This window comes from Methylosinus sp. shoA, from assembly GCF_059718125.1.
This window is the reverse complement of the sequence record NZ_AP046091.1, coordinates 256,917-272,298: the sequence shown is the minus strand read 5'-3', so window position 1 is coordinate 272,298 and position 15,382 is coordinate 256,917. Positions and strand designations below refer to the sequence as shown.

Below are 15,382 nucleotides of genomic sequence, written 5' to 3'. Positions count from 1 at the left end.
ATGATCGATCGATCGGCGAATTGGTTCGACATCGGACCGCTCGAGCAGATCCCTCAGCGCGGCGCGCGCATCGTGCGCACGCCGCGACGCGACATTGCGGTGTTCCGCACCGCGGGCGACGAGGTCTTCGCTTTGGAGAACCGTTGCCCGCATCGGGGCGGACCTTTGAGCGAAGGCATCGTGCATGGACGCAAGGTCGCTTGTCCGCTGCACAATTGGGTCATCGACCTCGAGAGCGGCGAAGCGACGGGCGCCGATCACGGCTGCGCGCGGCGCTTTCCGGTCAAACTCGTGAAAGGTCGCATCTATCTCGAAATGGGCGTCGCGGTCGTTCCATGAATGCGCAATCGAAAATCATTCGCACCGCCTGCCCCTATTGCGGCACCGGCTGCGGCGTGAAGGCGCTCGTCTCGCCCTCCGGCGCGATCGACATTTCCGGCGACGACGAGCATCCTGCGAATTTCGGCAGGCTCTGTGTGAAGGGCGCGGCCCTCGCCGACACGCTCACCGAGGAAGGGCGTCTGCTCCATCCCAAAGTGAACGGCGCGCGCGTCGATTGGGACACGGCGCTCGGCCTCGTCGCGCGCCGTTTTCGCGAGACGATCGACGCGCATGGTCCGCATTCGGTCGCCTTCTATGTGTCGGGCCAGATGCTGACGGAGGATTATTACGTCGCCAACAAGCTGATGAAGGGCTTCATCGGCTCGGCCAATATCGACACCAATTCGCGCCTCTGCATGGCCTCTTCCGTCGCGGGGCACAAGCGCGCCTTCGGCGCCGATGTCGTGCCCAATGTCTATGAAGATATCGAAACCGCCGATCTCGTCCTGCTCGTCGGCTCCAATCTCGCCTGGTGCCACCCAGTGCTCTATCAGCGTCTCGAAGCGGCCAAGGCGCGGCGCCCGGACATGCGCATCGTCGACATCGACCCGCGCCGCACCGCGACGAGCGAGATCTGCGACGCGCATCTCGCGCTCGCGCCGGGCTCGGACGTGGCGCTGTTCCTCGGGCTCCTGCGCCATCTCGAGCGCGCCGGCGCATGCGATCGCGCCTATGTCGCGCGCCACACGCGTGGCGCCGAGGCGGCGCTCTCCGTCGCGCAGGAGTGGAGCGTCCGCAATGTCTCCGCCGCGACAGGACTGATGGAAATCGAGATCGAGCGGCTCCATGCGCTGTTCGCGGCGCATGAGCGCGTCGTCACCGTCTATTCGCAGGGCGTCAATCAATCCGTTCACGGGACCGACAAGGTCAACGCCATTCTCAATTGCCATCTCTTCACCGGACGCATCGGCAGACCGGGCTCCGGGCCCTTCTCCGTCACCGGCCAGCCCAATGCGATGGGCGGACGCGAGGTCGGCGGTCTCGCCAATCAGCTCGCCTGCCATATGGAGCTCGACAACGCCGATCATCGCGCGATCGTGCAGAGCCATTGGCGCTCGCCGACCATCGCCGCCGAGCCGGGCCTCAAGGCCGTCGATCTGTTCGAGGCCGTGCGCGACGGCCGTGTGCGCGCCTTGTGGATCATCGGAGCCAATCCGGCCGTCAGCCTGCCGCAGGCCGATGTCGTCCGCGCGGCGCTCGCCGACTGTCCCTTCGTCGTCGTCTCCGATGTGATGGAGCACACCGACACCACCGCGGTCGCATCCGTGGTGCTGCCGGCCCGGGCCTGGGGCGAGAAGGAGGGCACCGTCACCAATTCCGAGCGGCGTATCTCGCGCCAGCGCGCGCTGCGCAAGGGCGCCGGCGACTCTCTTCCCGACTGGCGCATCATCTGCCGCGTCGCGACGCTGATGGGATTCGAAGGCTTCGCTTATGAGTCGCCGGCGGAGATCTTCCGCGAATATGCCGCGCTGTCGGGCCGTCTCAACGACGGCGCGCGCGACTTCGACATCTCCGCGCACGAGGATCTGACGCAGGCGGCTTATGACCGTCTCGAGCCCTTTCAATGGCCGAGCCGCAAGGGCGCGCGCGAGACCGGCGAAGCGAAGCGCTTCTTCGCGCGAGGCGGCTTCTTCACGCCGGATCGGCGCGCGCGCTTCGTCGCGACGCCCTATGTCGCGCCGGCGCCGCGCGAGGAGGCGGCGCCCTTCGTCCTCAACACGGGACGCATTCGCGATCAATGGCACACGATGACGCGCACGGGCGTCTCGCCGAGGCTCTCGCGCCATATCGCCGAGCCCTTCGTCGAGATCAATCCTTCGGACGCGGAGACGCTCGGCATTGCGCCGGCGGGTCTCGTGCGCCTCTCGAACGCGCGCGGATCGGCGGTGCTGCGCGCGCTGGTCACGCAGCGCCAGCGCCGTGGCGCGGTCTTCGCGCCCTTTCATTGGACGGGCCTGCTCGCGAGCGCGGCGCGCGTCGACGCGCTGGTCGGTCCGGCGACCGATCCCGTCTCCGGACAGCCGGGCCTGAAGGACGCACGCGTCGCGGTCGAGCCGTTTCCGGCGCAATGGTTCGCCTTTGCGCTCACGCGCGAGAAGCCCGCGCCTATCGGCGCCGATTATTGGGCGCTCGCGCGCACGAGCTTCGGCTGGCGCATCGAGCTCGCGGGGCTGACGCCGCCGCCGTGCATGCGCGGCTTCGCGCAAGCCCTGCTCGGCTGGCGCGAGGGCGACGACATCGCCAGCGTCGAAGATCGCGCGCGCGGCGCCTGTCGCTATGTCGCCGAGCGCGACGGGCGCCCGCGGGGGCTCATCATCATGGCGCGGGAGCCCGTGGCGGCGTCGCGCGAATTTCTCGTCGACGGCTTCGACGGCGCGCCGCTCTCCCGCCTTCTCGCGGGAGGCCCGACGGCGCGCGCCGATCGTGGAAGCGCGATCTGCGTCTGCCACGGCGTCGGCGCGAAAGAGATCGAGGCGGAGATCGCGCGCGAGGCGTCGCCGAGCGTCGAGCAGATCGGCCGCGCGACGCGCGCCGGAACCGGATGCGGCTCGTGCCGGCCGGAGATTCATCGCCTCGTGAAAGCCGCCGCCGAGCGTCGGGCCGAACCGGCGAACGCCGTCTGACCGCCGCTTTTTTAAAAAGAAGGGAGCATCCATGAAATTCGACGACTTCAAGAAAGCCGGCCATTGGCCGACTCTGCTCGCCGCCTTTCTCTATTTCGACGTCAGCTTCATGGCCTGGGTCTCGCTCGGGCCGCTGATGATCTACATCGCCAAGGACATGGGGCTGACGGTGGAGGACAAGCTGTCGCTCGTCGCCATTCCAGTGCTCGGCGGCGCCTTCTTCCGCCTCCCGCTCGGTCTCCTCGCCGACGTCGTCGGCGCGAAGATCACCGGCGTCATGGCGCAGGCGATCGTGATGTTCGCGGTTGCGCTGGTCTGCGTCTTCGGCCTCACCGGGCCGCTCGCCGTCGCGCTGTTCGGCATTTCGCTCGGCGTCGCCGGCGCCTCCTTCGCCGTCGCGCTGCCGCAGGCCGGCCGCTGGTATCCGCCGCACTATCAGGGCGTGGTGATGGGCATCGCCGGCGCCGGCAATATGGGCGTCGTGCTCGACACGCTGTTCGCGCCCTCGATCGCGGAAGTCTATGGCTGGCGCGCCGTCTATGGCGTGCTGCTGGCGCTGATGGTTCTCGTGTTCGTCATCTATTGCGTCGCCGCCAAGGAGGCGCCGGTCGCGAAGAAGGCGATCGCGCTCGCCGATTACGGCAGGCTGCTCACCGACGCCGACAGCCGCTGGTTCATGTTCTTCTACTTCATCACCTTCGGCGGCTTCGTCGGGCTCGCCTCGGCGCTGCCGCTCTATTTCACCACGCAATATCACGCGACCGGCGTCGCGGCGGGCCTCGTCGTGGCGCTCATCGTGGCCTTCGGCTCGGGCTTCCGCCCAGTCGGCGGCTATATCGCCGACCGCATCGGTGGCGTACGCACGTTGTCCGTGCTGTTCGTCGTCGTCTCCGCCTGCTATTTCGCCATCGCTCTGCTGCCGGAAGGGCCGGCGCCGGCCGCGGGCGGCTGGACGCTCGTGCAGCTCCCGCCCATCGCCTTCGCCGCGGTCGCTCTGTTCTCGCTCGGCGTGCTGGCGCTCGGCATGGGCAATGGCGCGGTGTTCCAGCTGCTGCCGCAGCGCTTTCGCGCCGAGATCGGCGCGATGACGGGACTGGTCGGCGCGGCTGGCGGACTGGGCGGCTATTTCCTCGCCAAGGCGCTCGCCGTCTCCAAGGGCATGACGGGAGGCTTCACCATGGGCTTCGCCTTCTTCAGCGTCCTCGCGCTGCTCGGCCTCGTCGGCCTCGTGTTCGTGAAGACGCGCTGGCGCACGACCTGGGGCGCCGTCTCCGGCGCGCGCATCTGAAGGGTGGAGGGCTTGGCCCGCTCCGATCATGATCTGCGCGTCGAAGCGGGCTTTGCGTCCGAGACGGGCCGGCGCCCCGACAATCAGGACTATGTCGCCGTCTGCACCGGTCCGGGCGGCGCCGGCTCGCTGCAGGGCGTCGTCGGCGCCGTCGCGGATGGCGTCGGCGGCCACAAGGGCGGACGCGTCGCCGCCGAGATTTGCGTGCGCTCTTTCATCGACGGCTATCTCGCGCAGCCCGAGACGCTCGGCGTCGCCCGCGCGGCTGCGCGCGCGCTCGAGGCGGCGAACCGCTGGATCGCCGCGCAGGCGCGCGTCGATTCAGCGCTCGAAGGCATGGCGACGACCTTCAGCGCGCTGATCCTCTCGCGCCGCGCGGCCTATATTTTCCATATCGGCGACACGCGCATCTATCGCCTCGGCGCCGGAGGCTTCGAGCTTCTGACGCGCGACCATGTGCTCGGCGGCCGCGATCTGCGCCATGTACTGCGCCGCGCGGTCGGCCTCGAGGATGCGCTGCCTTTCGATCAGGCGTCTTGCGCCGTCGCCCCGCACGACCGCTTTCTGCTGTGTTCGGATGGCGTCCACGGCGCTCTGCGCGACGCCGATCTGCGCGCGATCATGGCCGAGCGCCGATCGCCGCAGGAGACTGCCGAGCGGCTCGTCGAAGCCGCGCTCGCCGCGGGCGGCGGCGACAACGCCACCGCCCTCGTCATCGACGTCGTCGATCTGCCGCCGGCGGACGAGAGCGCGCTCGCGCGCGTCTTCGACTCTCTGCCGATCCGCGAGCCGCCGAAGACCGGCGAGAGCGTCGACGGCTTTCGCATCGAGGATCGCCTGTCGGACGGCCGCTACAGCATTCTCATGCGCGCGTGCGACGAAGAGACCGGGGCCGCGCTGGCGCTGAAATTTCCGCATCCGCGCATCGCGGACGATTCGAGCTACAGGCTCGCCTTCGTGCGCGAGGCCTGGGCCGCGGCGCGCGTGCGCAGTCCCTTCGTCGGCGAGGTCGTCGAGCTGCCGCCGGGGCGCCAGAGCCGACTCTATTCCGCCATGCCGTTCTATGAAGGCGAGACTTTGGAGCAGCGCCTGCGACGCGCGCCCATGGGGCTCGAAGAAGGGATCGGTGTCGCGATCCGCCTCGCGCGCGGGCTCACAGCGCTGCATCGCAGCGGGATCGTCCATCGCGACGTGAAGCCCGACAATGTGATCCTCACCGCCGACGGCGGGCTGCGGCTCGTCGATCTCGGCGTCTGCCGCGCGCCCAATCTCGAAGATTTCTCGCCGCGGGACGCCCCCGGCACGCCGAGCTATATGGCGCCGGAGCTCTTCGCCGGAGCGCCCGGCGACGAGGCCTCGGATCTCTACGCGCTCGGCGTCACCCTCTATCGCATGTTCTCCGGCGCCTATCCTTACGGCGAGATCGAGCCCTTCAGCCGGCCGCGCTTCGGCAGGCCGCGGCCGCTGTCCGCCAAGCGTCCCGATCTGCCCGCCTGGCTCGACGCCGCTTTGCAGCGCGCCGTCGCCGTCGACCCGCGCGAGCGTTTCGGCGACGTGCTGGAATTCGCCTTCGAACTCGAGAACGGCGCGGCGAGGACCGCGCCGCCCCCTCGCGCCAAGCCGCTCTATGAGCGTAATCCCGTATTGTTCTGGCAGGGGGTCAGCCTGGCGCTCGCCATTCTGCTGGCGATCTTTCTGGGCCGTCGTTGACGCTGGGGCGCGGGGCGAGCCGTTTCGGGCTCCGGCGTCGCCGCAGCCTGCGTTCGAGCGCGCCAAATTTGTGCGATCGCATCGGATTGCCTATATATCCCCGATCGGACGCCGAGCGGCGCTCGGCGCGAAACGCCTTTGCTGGAGACGGATCATGGATCGTAAGCTCATCGCCCTCGCACTCTGCGCCGGCCTCGCCGGCGTTGCGGTTTCGGCCCAGGCGGCTCCCTCGCCGATCAAGGCCTTCGACACCGACAATGACGGCACGCTCGATCTCGCCGAGGTCAACAAGGCCGCCGAGGCGACATTCGCCAAGCTCGAGAAGGACAATGATCAGACGCTCGACCGCAAGGAGATCGGCAAGCGCATCGGCAAGAAGGACTTCGCCGCCGCCGATCCCGACGATGACGGCACGATTTCCAAGACGGAGTATCTCGCCCTCGTCGCCTCGCTGTTCAAAGAGGCGGACAAGGACAATGAGGGCACGCTCGACGCCAAGGAGCTGAAGTCGAAGCCGGGCAAGGCGCTGCTGCAGCTGATGCGCTGACGTCTCGAGGAGCGGCTCTCTCGCGCCATGAAAAAGCGTTGCGTGATCGGCGCCCTGATCGCCGCCCTCTCTCTCCTTCCCGCCTCCGCCGACACGCTGCGCATAAAATTCGGCGTGCTGCGGCAGACGCATTCGAGCGAGACTTTGTCGATCCTCGACCTGCCGGCCGAGGATGACGCGCTCGCCGGCGCGCTGCTCGGCGCGGACGACGACAACACCACCGGCCGTTTCACCGGGCAGAGCTTCGACGCGATCGACGCGAAGCTTTCGCCCGGCGAGGATGCCGTCGCCGCCGCGACGAAGCTCGTCGACGAGGGCGCGAGCCTGCTCGTCGCCGATCTTTCCCCCGAGGACTTGTTGCGCGTTTCCGATGCGCTGAAGCCGCGCGACGCATTCCTCTTCAACATCTCCGCGCCGGACGACGCGCTGCGCGAGGAGAGCTGCCGGGCCAATGTGATCCATGTGGCGCCGACGCGCTCCATGCTCGCCGACGGCCTCGCCCAATATCTCGTGTGGAAGCAATGGCGGCGCTGGCTCCTGCTCGAGGGCTCGCATCCCGCCGACGAACTCCTGGCCGCGGCGTTCCGCGCCAGCGCGAAGAAATTCGGCGCCAGAATCGTCGACGAGCGCGTCTATGTCGACACCGAGGGCGGACGGCGCTCCGATTCGGGCAGCGTGCAGACGCAGCGCCTCATTCCGCCGCTGACGCAGAACGCGCCCGCCTATGACGTGCTGATCGCGGCCGACGAGAGCGAGGTGTTCGGCGGCTATCTGCCCTATCGCACATTCGATCCGCGTCCCGTCGCCGGCGCCGGGGGCCTGCGGCCCACGGGCTGGGACCCCTCGCACGAGCAATGGGGCGCGACGCAGTTGCAGAACAGATTCTTCCGCCAGTTCCACCGCGGGATGAACGCGCGCGATCATCAGGCCTGGCTCGCCGCGCGCATGATCGGCGAGGCGGCGACCCGCGTCGGCTCCGCCGATCCGAAAGCGCTGCGCGGCTTTCTCGTCGGCCCGGATTTCTCGATCGCCGCCTTCAAGGGCGTGCGCCTGTCGCTCCGCCCCTGGAACCTGCAGCTTCGCCAGCCTATTCTGTTGACCGACGGCCGCATGACGGTTTCCGTGTCGCCGCAGGAGGGCTTCCTGCACCAGACGACCGAGCTCGACACGCTGGGCGTCGACAAGCCCGAAACCAAATGCAGGCTGCAGTGATGATGAAGGCTAGCCAGAATCCGTGTGCGCGGCCCCTTCTCCCCTCCGGGGAGAAGGGGCGCGCGCTGGTCTTATGCTGCGCCCTGGCCCTTCTCGCCTCGCCCGCCCACGCTTTTCTCGCTTATGTCACCAACGAGAAAGGCAATTCCATCACCGTCATCGACACGGACAAGATGACCGCGGTGAAGACGGTGAAGGTCGGGCGCCGGCCGCGCGGCGTCGAGATCTCCAAGGACGGCGCCGAGCTCTATGTCTGCGCCGGCGACGACGACACGATCCAGGTGATCGACACGAAGACGCTGCAGGTGACCGGCAATCTGCCCTCCGGCCCAGATCCGGAGCTGATGATCCTCAGTCCCGACGGCAAGACGGTCTATGTGTCGAACGAGAACGACAATCTCGTCACCATGATCGATGCGCAGACGAAGCGCCGCATCGGCGACGTGCCGGTCGGCGTCGAGCCGGAAGGCATGGCGGTGAGCCCGGACGGACGCGTCATCGTGAACACGTCCGAAACGACCAATATGGCGCATCTGATCGACACGCAGACGAAGCAGATCATCGCCAATGTGCTGGTCGACGCGCGGCCCCGCTTCGCCGCCTTCAAGCCGGACGCCTCCGAGCTCTGGGTGTCATCCGAGATCGGCGGCACGGTCTCGGTCATCGATCCGGCGAGCCACAAGGTGGCGGAGAAGATCCGCTTCGAGATTCCCGGCCTGTCGAAAGAGGCGATCCAGCCGATCGGCATTTCCTTCAGCGGCGACGGCAAGCGCGCATTCGTCGCGCTCGGGCCGGCCAATCGCGTCGCCGTCATCGATACGGCGACGAAAAGAATCGAAAAATATCTGCTCGTCGGCCAGCGCGTCTGGCATCTCGCCTTCACGCCGGACGAGAAATATCTCCTGACCGCCAATGGCGTCTCCAATGACGTCTCGGTGATCGATGTCGCGAGCCTCAAGGTGCTGAAGTCGATTCCCGTCGGCGCCTTTCCCTGGGGCATCGCCGTGGCGCCGAAATGAGCGCCGACCCGCTCGCGCTCGATGTCGCGCATGTCGGCCATTCCTATGGCGCGCGGCGCGCGCTCGACGATGTGAGCTTCACCGTCGCGCCGGGCAGCTTCACCGTGCTGCTCGGGCTGAACGGCGCCGGCAAGAGCACTTTGTTCTCGCTGATCACGCGGCTCTACGCCGCGCACGAGGGAAGAATCGAAATCTTCGGCCATGATGTCGCGCGCGAGAGCGGCGCGGCGCTGCGCCGGCTCGGCGTCGTGTTCCAGGCGCGCACGCTCGATCTCGAATTGAGCGTGATGCAGAACCTCGTCTATCACGCCGCTTTGCACGGCATCGGCCCGGGCGAGGCGAAGCGACGCGGCGCGGCGGCGCTCGCCCGCGCGGGCCTCGCCGATCGCGCCGGCGACAAGGCGCGCAGCCTCTCGGGCGGGCAGATGCGGCGCGTCGAGATCGTCCGCGCCCTTCTGCACGAGCCGCGCCTGCTGCTGCTCGACGAGCCGACGGTCGGACTCGACATAAAGGCCCGCGCCGACATCCTCGCCCATGTGCGCGCGCTCGTCGCGGAGCGCCAGCTCGCCGTTCTATGGACGACGCATCTCATCGACGAGGTCACGCCTGCCGACGATGTGGTCGTGCTGCATCGGGGCGAGGCGCTCGCTTTCGACAAGGCGGCGGCGATCACGGCGGCGACCGGCGCCGAGACGATCGGCGCGGCTTTCGAGCGGCTGACCGGCGCCGAGATGCGGGACGCGGCATGACGGAAGGGGGCTTCACGGCGCGCCAATATGCGATCTGCCTCGCCGGCGTCGTCTGGCGCGAGGCTCTGCGTTTCCTGCATCAGCGCGAGCGTTTCGTCTCGGCGCTGGTGCGCCCGCTGGTCTGGCTGTTCATCTTCGCCGCGGGCTTTCGCCAGGTCCTCGGAGTCTCGATCATCCCGCCCTATGAGACTTACGTGCTCTATGATGTGTATATCACGCCGGGGCTGATGGCGATGATCCAGCTGTTCAACGGCATGCAATCGTCGCTGTCGATGGTCTACGACCGTGAGATGGGCAATATGCGCACGCTGCTCGTCTCGCCCTTCCCGCGCTGGTTCCTGCTCGGATCGAAGCTCGTCGCCGGCGTCGCCATATCGATCCTGCAGGTCTACGCCTATCTGCTGATCGCTTACTTTTGGGAGATCGAACCGCCGACGCCGCTCGGCTATTTGACCGTGCTGCCGGCGCTCGCTCTCTCCGGGCTGATGTTCGGCGCGCTGGGCATGCTGCTGTCCTCGGCGATCAAGCAGCTCGAGAACTTCGCCGGCGTGATGAATTTCGTCATCTTCCCGATGTTCTTCGCCTCTTCGGCGCTCTATCCGCTGTGGCGCGTGCAGGAATCGAGTCCGCTGCTCTATCGGCTCTGTCAGGCCAATCCCTTCACCCATGCGGTGGAGCTGATCCGCTTCGCCTTCTATGAAAAAATCACTTGGGAATCGCTCGGCCTCGTCGTCGCCTTCACGACCGTCTTCGCCGCCGGCGCGCTGTTGGCCTACGACCCGGCCAAAGGCATGATGATGCGCAAGGGCGGGTGAGGCTCACCGCTTTTTCTTCCCGCTCGTTTCCGCGGTCTTCTTGAAGCTGTTCGCGAGCTGGGAGCCGAGCGCCAGCGCCCGCGCCTCGGTCACGCGCAACGCACAATAGCCGAAATCCGCCTCCGAGACATAGGCGCGGCAGATCTCCTCGCGGCGCGCGGAAAATCCCGCCTGCTCGCGCACCAGATCCTTGCGCAGCGCCTTGTCGGATTTGATCTTGTCATAGAGCGCCTTGAAGTCGTTGCGCACCTTCTGCTCGACGCGCGCGCGCAGAGTCAGCATCTCGTTCGCCTTCTTGGGATCGAATTCGCTCTCGCCCATGCCCCACAGCCCGTTGGGATCGGCGCGGCAGTCGGCCTGCTTCAGCACGCAGGCCTTGCCGTCGTTGCTCACCAGGATCGCGCCGTCGAGCGCATCGAAAATGAACGGACAGGCCGGAAAATCCACTTCGTAGCGCCGCAGCCCGCTCTCTGTGCGCTGCACGGTGAGCCGCAACGGCTCGGAGACCTCGATACGGCAGGTCTCGCCCGATCGCGACAGGCGATCGCCTGCGAGCGCGAGGCGAGCGACCTCCAGGCCGTCGCCCTGCCGCTGCAGCTCGATCGAGCTTTGCGAGCCGTCGAGATAGAGCGCGCGGCCGATGATCGTGTCTTCGCTCGGCAATTTGGGAGCGACGGGCGTCACCGGACCCGAGACGCGCAGGCGCGGTTTTGCTCCTTCCGCCGGCGCGGCGATGGAGCCCGCCGGCGCAGGCGCGATCGCCCCCGGCAGAGCGAGCTGCGCGCGGGCGCCGGAAACGGCGAAGGCGGACGCGAGCCCCCACAGGCCGATCGCGCGTAGAAGCAGTCTGGACATGAAAGCAACAAAGCCGAAACATGCGGTCTCGGCAAGAGCGTACCGAGACCTTCCCGCCGCAACGCTCACCTCGGCGCGAGGACCATGATCATCTGGCGGCCTTCCATCGACGGTTCGAGCTCGACCTTGGCGACATTGGCGGTCTCCGCCTTGACGCGGGTCAGCAGGCGGTAGCCGATGTCCTGATGGGCGATCTCGCGACCGCGGAAGCGCAACGTCACCTTGACCTTGTCCCCCTCCTCGAAGAAGCGATGGACGGCCTTCATCTTGACGTCATAGTCGTGCTCGTCGATGCCGGGGCGCAGCTTGATCTCCTTGACCTCGACGATCTTCTGCTTCTTGCGCGCCTCGGCGGCCTTCTTCTGCTCGAGAAATCGAAATTTTCCATAATCGAGGATTTTGCACACCGGGGGCTCGGAGTTGGGCGCGATCTCGACGAGATCCAGTCCCGCCGCCTCGGCGCGCGACAGCGCATCCAGAAGCGGAACCGCTCCGTGATTCTTGCCTTCGGCGTCGATCAGTTGCACATCGCGCGCACGAATCTCCTTGTTGATGCGCGGGCCTTCCTTTTGCGGGGCCGCGGTGCTCTTCATTGGACGGCGAATGGATGTTCTCCTTTGGCGAAAACCGGTGAAAGTGGCGGAACCGGACAGACGAGACGCGATCAGCGCCGTAGAGCGAGCGGCAAAAACCGCTCGCGCCCCGAAGGAGCCCCCCGGCAGCGGATCAGTGTGACCAAAAGAATCTCACTCTCTTCGGCGAAGTCAACAGCCGAAATGGCCGGAGTTCCGGAAATCCCGCGGCGGATGGCCGCGATCGCCCTCGCCGATCGGGCCCGCAGAACGAGAATTCGCCCCGTTCGGGCGGGAACGGCCGAGATCATGGCGCTCAGCCGCACTCGGAAAAGGCGGGGCAGCCCGCGCCGCAGCCGCCGGGGCCGTCCATTGCGGCGCAGGGCGCCTCGGCCGCCGCGTCTCCGCCCGACGCGGGCTTGGCGATGAGCGAAAGCTGGCGCGTCAATTCGACGCCGCCGCAAGAGGGGCATTGCGGAACGTCGCCCGAGCGCACCAGCGTCTCGAAGGCGCGGCCACAGGAATCGCAGGCATAGGCGTAGAGCGGCATGGGAAATCCTCTCTGGTGGAAGGGATATGGACCCGTACATGCGGCGAGCGCCGAAGAAACGCAAGACGACGAACCGACGCGATCACGCCCTCGTCGTCTGCTTGCCGTTCTCGTCGAACAGCACCTCGGTCTCGTCGTCGTCGCCCATGGCGATCAGCGCGCGGGCGAGGCCGCCCTCGGCGCGATATTCATAAGCGTGCCGCAGTTCGACTTCGCCATAGACGACCTTTTCGCACAGCAGCAGCCGGTCGCCGGCGTCATAGCGCGCGCGGAAATAGGTGTTGCGGTTCTGCAGATCGTCCGCCGCGAGCGGCGACACCAGATTGAGCGGCAGGCCCACCCCGCTATAGGTGAGAAAATAGCGATAATCGCTGTCGTCGGAGCTCATGCGTTTCTCCCTCGGACCGCTCTCCTCACGGCGGCGGCGTCGCCTTCGCTAGCGCGGCGCGCGAGCGAAGAAAATGTTTTTGTGCGAGCGCCGCGTCGTCGCGCTCGGGAGCCGGGGATGCGGCGCCTCGCCGCTCTTTCACGAAACGCGCTTGACGAATCCTCGAATCGAGATCAGCATTCTCCTGTCGCGACTGAACGGGCCGAAGGCTGAAGGCGAATGACGCCGGCCTTGAGGCGAACCGACCGAGCGGGACCTCGGGAGAACGCGATGGTGCGGATCGACGCGAGCAAATCACGCCGATCGATTCATGCGATACTTGACTTGCGAGAGGAGCATGACGCCACCGGGTCAGATTGTTTGACCTCACGAGAGGTCATGGGCGCCGCGACGAGATCGAGCGCTGATTTCCGAGCGCGCCGACATACTCGACATCCAACGGGGAGAATACGCGAAGGCCAAGCGCAACGCTTCCCGTGATTCCCTTCTGGAGCTTCCCAGACTATTTCGCTATAGGCGAAAACAACAGGCCCCGCGAGCCCTCGCGCTCCGGGGCCTTCACATGTCGAGAAAACCTCGCCCTCGAAAACAAGATCCTCCTTCTCCCGCTTGCGGGAATAGCCCCGCGAAGCGGCGTCGGACGAGGGATCAGGCGATCATCGCGCGGGCGGCGGCGCGCTCGTCGCCGAGCGTCTCCAGCGCCTTGGCGACGATGGCGCGGGCGTCGAGGCTCGCTTTCGCCAGCATCAGATCCTGCTTGTCGTGATCGAGATAGACGTCGGGCAGGATCATGCTGCGGAATTTGAACACCCCGCGCGTCCCGTCGAGCGCTCCCTCCTCGGACAGGAACTGGAACGCCTGCGCGCCGAAGCCGCCGATCGATCCTTCCTCGATCGTGATCAGCGCCTCGTGATGGGCGGCGAGCCGGCGCAGGAGGTCGCGGTCGATCGGCTTGGCGAAGCGCGCGTCGGCCACGGTGACGGAAACGCCCCGGGCGGCGAGGTCCTGGGCCGCCTTCAGCGCATCCGCGAGCCGTGTGCCGAGAGACAGCAGCGCGACCTGCGAACCCTCGCGCAAAATGCGGCCGCGGCCGATCTCCAGCGCCTCGCCGCGTTCCGGCAGATCGAGGCCGACGCCCTCGCCGCGCGGATAGCGGAAGGCGATCGGACCTTCGTCATATCGCGCGGCGGTGGCCACCATATGAACGAGTTCCGCCTCGTCGGCCGCCGCCATGATCACCATGCCGGGAATGCAGCCGAGATAAGCGATATCGAACGCCCCGGCGTGCGTCGGCCCGTCCGCGCCGACGAGGCCGGCGCGGTCGATGGCGAAGCGCACCGGCAGATGCTGGATCGCCACATCATGCACCAGCTGGTCATAGGCGCGCTGCAGGAAGGTGGAATAGAGCGCGCAGAAAGGCTTGTAGCCCTCGCAGGCGAGGCCGGCGGCGAAAGTGACCGCGTGCTGCTCGGCGATCGCCACGTCGAACACGCGCTCGGGAAAGGCTTTTTCGAAGAGGTCGAGGCCGGTGCCGCCCGGCATTGCGGCGGTGATGGCGACGATCTTGTCGTCTCGCTCGGCCTCGGCGACGAGGCTCTTGGCGAAGACGCTCGTATAGGAAGGCGCATTGGCCTTCGGCTTGTCCTGCGCCCCGGTGAGCACGTCGAAACGGTTGACGCCGTGATAACGGTCGGCCGCCGCCTCGGCCGGGCCGTAGCCCTTGCCCTTCTGCGTCACTACATGGACGAGCACGGGGCCGTCGTCCTTGTCGCGGACATTGGTCAGCACCGGCAGCAGATGCTCGAGATTATGCCCGTCGATCGGCCCGACGTAATAGAAGCCGAGCTCCTCGAACAGGGTGCCGCCGCCGGTGATGAAGCTGCGCGAGAACTCCTCGGCCTTGCGCGCCTTGTCGTAGAGGAAGTGCGGCAGGTGGCGGGCGAGCTGCTTGGCCGTCTCGCGCAGCGTGCGATAGGCTCCGCCGGAGACGAGGCGCGCGAGATAGGCGGACATGGCCCCGGTCGGCGGGGCGATCGACATGTCGTTGTCGTTGAGGATGACGATGAGCCGCGAATCGAGCGCCCCGGCGTTGTTCATCGCCTCATAGGCCATGCCGGCGGAGAGCGCGCTGTCGCCGATCACTGCCACCACATGATTATTGCCGCCGGAAAGGTCGCGGGCGAGCGCCATGCCGAGCCCGGCGGAGATGGAGGTGGAGGAATGGCCGGCGCCGAAGGCGTCGTATTCGCTCTCGGCGCGCTTGCTGAAGCCGGAGAGCCCCCCGCCCTGGCGCAGCGTGCGGATGCGGTCGCGGCGGCCGGTCAGAATTTTGTGTGGATAGGTCTGATGGCCGACGTCCCAGACGATCCGGTCGCTGGGCGTGTCGAACACATAATGCAGCGCTACGGTCAGCTCGACCACCCCGAGCCCCGCGCCGAGATGTCCGCCGGTGACCGAGACGGCGTCGATCGTCTCGCGACGCAATTCGTCGGCGAGCTGCGGCAGCTGGTTCGGATGGAGCTTGCGCAGATCCTGCGGCGTGTCGATCCTGTCGAGCAGGGGGGTCTTCGATGTCGTCAAAGCGCCAACTCTGTTCTGGACGGGCCGAGAAGCTTCGACCGCAGGTGAACTCATATAGCGGGTTCGGCGAAGCCGGCAAATGCCGGACCTCG

14 protein-coding genes are annotated in these 15,382 nt (G+C 67.1%); 9 read left to right on the top strand and 5 right to left on the bottom strand.

Annotation, left to right across the window (positions count from 1 at the left end; all coding sequences use genetic code 11):
• From nirD to AC6IW9_RS01245, 9 genes are all read left to right on the top strand, one after another.
• Positions 1-339, top strand: coding sequence for a nitrite reductase small subunit NirD (gene nirD / locus AC6IW9_RS01285; protein ID WP_497768160.1), 339 nt, complete (start codon positions 1-3; stop codon positions 337-339).
• Positions 336-3,005 carry a molybdopterin-dependent oxidoreductase gene (locus AC6IW9_RS01280; RefSeq protein WP_497768158.1) on the top strand — a complete coding sequence of 890 codons (2,670 nt, stop codon included), beginning with the start codon at positions 336-338 and terminating at the stop codon, positions 3,003-3,005. The genes nirD and AC6IW9_RS01280 overlap by 4 nt, the downstream gene beginning before the upstream one ends.
• 31 nt (positions 3,006-3,036) lie before the next feature.
• On the top strand, positions 3,037-4,293 hold the full coding sequence (locus AC6IW9_RS01275; protein ID WP_497768155.1) for an MFS transporter: 1,257 nt from the start codon (positions 3,037-3,039) through the stop codon (positions 4,291-4,293).
• Positions 4,294-4,305: 12 nt separating this feature from the next.
• Positions 4,306-6,003, top strand: a complete 1,698-nt coding sequence (locus tag AC6IW9_RS01270) for a bifunctional protein-serine/threonine kinase/phosphatase (protein WP_497768152.1) — start codon at positions 4,306-4,308, stop codon at positions 6,001-6,003.
• A gap of 154 nt (positions 6,004-6,157) precedes the next feature.
• Positions 6,158-6,550 (top strand): lanmodulin LanM, encoded by a 393-nt coding sequence (gene lanM / locus AC6IW9_RS01265; protein WP_497768150.1) that lies wholly within the window; start codon positions 6,158-6,160, stop codon positions 6,548-6,550.
• 27 nt (positions 6,551-6,577) lie between these two features.
• Complete coding sequence (locus AC6IW9_RS01260) at positions 6,578-7,762, top strand: ABC transporter substrate-binding protein (RefSeq protein ID WP_497768147.1); 1,185 nt, start codon at positions 6,578-6,580, stop codon at positions 7,760-7,762.
• 2 nt (positions 7,763-7,764) lie between these two features.
• Complete coding sequence (locus tag AC6IW9_RS01255; protein WP_497772366.1) at positions 7,765-8,781, top strand: YVTN family beta-propeller repeat protein; 1,017 nt, start codon at positions 7,765-7,767, stop codon at positions 8,779-8,781.
• Positions 8,778-9,530 carry an ATP-binding cassette domain-containing protein gene (locus AC6IW9_RS01250; protein ID WP_497768145.1) on the top strand — a complete coding sequence of 251 codons (753 nt, stop codon included), beginning with the start codon at positions 8,778-8,780 and terminating at the stop codon, positions 9,528-9,530. Before AC6IW9_RS01255 ends, AC6IW9_RS01250 begins: the two co-directional genes overlap by 4 nt.
• Positions 9,527-10,345: an ABC transporter permease gene (locus tag AC6IW9_RS01245; RefSeq protein WP_497768144.1), complete on the top strand. Its 819-nt coding sequence runs from the start codon at positions 9,527-9,529 to the stop codon at positions 10,343-10,345. Before AC6IW9_RS01250 ends, AC6IW9_RS01245 begins: the two co-directional genes overlap by 4 nt.
• A 3-nt stretch (positions 10,346-10,348) precedes the next feature.
• Here AC6IW9_RS01245 and AC6IW9_RS01240 read toward each other — a convergent pair whose 3' ends face one another.
• The 5 genes from AC6IW9_RS01240 to dxs form a co-directional block, all read right to left on the bottom strand.
• Positions 10,349-11,200, bottom strand: a complete 852-nt coding sequence (locus AC6IW9_RS01240; RefSeq protein ID WP_497768143.1) for a hypothetical protein — start codon at positions 11,198-11,200, stop codon at positions 10,349-10,351.
• A 65-nt stretch (positions 11,201-11,265) separates the two neighbouring features.
• Positions 11,266-11,793, bottom strand: a complete 528-nt coding sequence (gene infC, locus AC6IW9_RS01235) for a translation initiation factor IF-3 (RefSeq protein ID WP_497768142.1) — start codon at positions 11,791-11,793, stop codon at positions 11,266-11,268.
• A 295-nt stretch (positions 11,794-12,088) separates the two neighbouring features.
• Positions 12,089-12,322 (bottom strand): FmdB family zinc ribbon protein, encoded by a 234-nt coding sequence (locus AC6IW9_RS01230; RefSeq protein WP_497768141.1) that lies wholly within the window; start codon positions 12,320-12,322, stop codon positions 12,089-12,091.
• Between the two features lie 82 nt (positions 12,323-12,404).
• Positions 12,405-12,710 (bottom strand): DUF6156 family protein, encoded by a 306-nt coding sequence (locus AC6IW9_RS01225; protein ID WP_497768140.1) that lies wholly within the window; start codon positions 12,708-12,710, stop codon positions 12,405-12,407.
• A 648-nt stretch (positions 12,711-13,358) separates the two neighbouring features.
• The gene (gene dxs / locus AC6IW9_RS01220) at positions 13,359-15,290 is read right to left on the bottom strand and encodes a 1-deoxy-D-xylulose-5-phosphate synthase (RefSeq protein WP_497768139.1); all 1,932 of its coding nucleotides are present in this window, start codon (positions 15,288-15,290) and stop codon (positions 13,359-13,361) included.
• Positions 15,291-15,382: the final 92 nt, after the last annotated feature.

What these genes read in the sequence shown, in the direction of transcription:
- nirD (WP_497768160.1), top strand. Translation starts at nt 1, where the DNA reads ATGATCGATCGATCGGCGAATTGGTTCGACATCGGACCGCTCGAGCAG.
- AC6IW9_RS01280 (WP_497768158.1), top strand. Translation starts at nt 336, where the DNA reads ATGAATGCGCAATCGAAAATCATTCGCACCGCCTGCCCCTATTGCGGC.
- AC6IW9_RS01275 (WP_497768155.1), top strand. Translation starts at nt 3,037, where the DNA reads ATGAAATTCGACGACTTCAAGAAAGCCGGCCATTGGCCGACTCTGCTC.
- lanM (WP_497768150.1), top strand. Translation starts at nt 6,158, where the DNA reads ATGGATCGTAAGCTCATCGCCCTCGCACTCTGCGCCGGCCTCGCCGGC.
- AC6IW9_RS01260 (WP_497768147.1), top strand. Translation starts at nt 6,578, where the DNA reads ATGAAAAAGCGTTGCGTGATCGGCGCCCTGATCGCCGCCCTCTCTCTC.
- AC6IW9_RS01255 (WP_497772366.1), top strand. Translation starts at nt 7,765, where the DNA reads ATGAAGGCTAGCCAGAATCCGTGTGCGCGGCCCCTTCTCCCCTCCGGG.
- AC6IW9_RS01250 (WP_497768145.1), top strand. Translation starts at nt 8,778, where the DNA reads ATGAGCGCCGACCCGCTCGCGCTCGATGTCGCGCATGTCGGCCATTCC.
- AC6IW9_RS01245 (WP_497768144.1), top strand. Translation starts at nt 9,527, where the DNA reads ATGACGGAAGGGGGCTTCACGGCGCGCCAATATGCGATCTGCCTCGCC.
- AC6IW9_RS01240 (WP_497768143.1), bottom strand. Translation starts at nt 11,200, where the DNA reads ATGTCCAGACTGCTTCTACGCGCGATCGGCCTGTGGGGGCTCGCGTCC.
- infC (WP_497768142.1), bottom strand. Translation starts at nt 11,793, where the DNA reads ATGAAGAGCACCGCGGCCCCGCAAAAGGAAGGCCCGCGCATCAACAAG.
- AC6IW9_RS01230 (WP_497768141.1), bottom strand. Translation starts at nt 12,322, where the DNA reads ATGCCGCTCTACGCCTATGCCTGCGATTCCTGTGGCCGCGCCTTCGAG.
- AC6IW9_RS01225 (WP_497768140.1), bottom strand. Translation starts at nt 12,710, where the DNA reads ATGAGCTCCGACGACAGCGATTATCGCTATTTTCTCACCTATAGCGGG.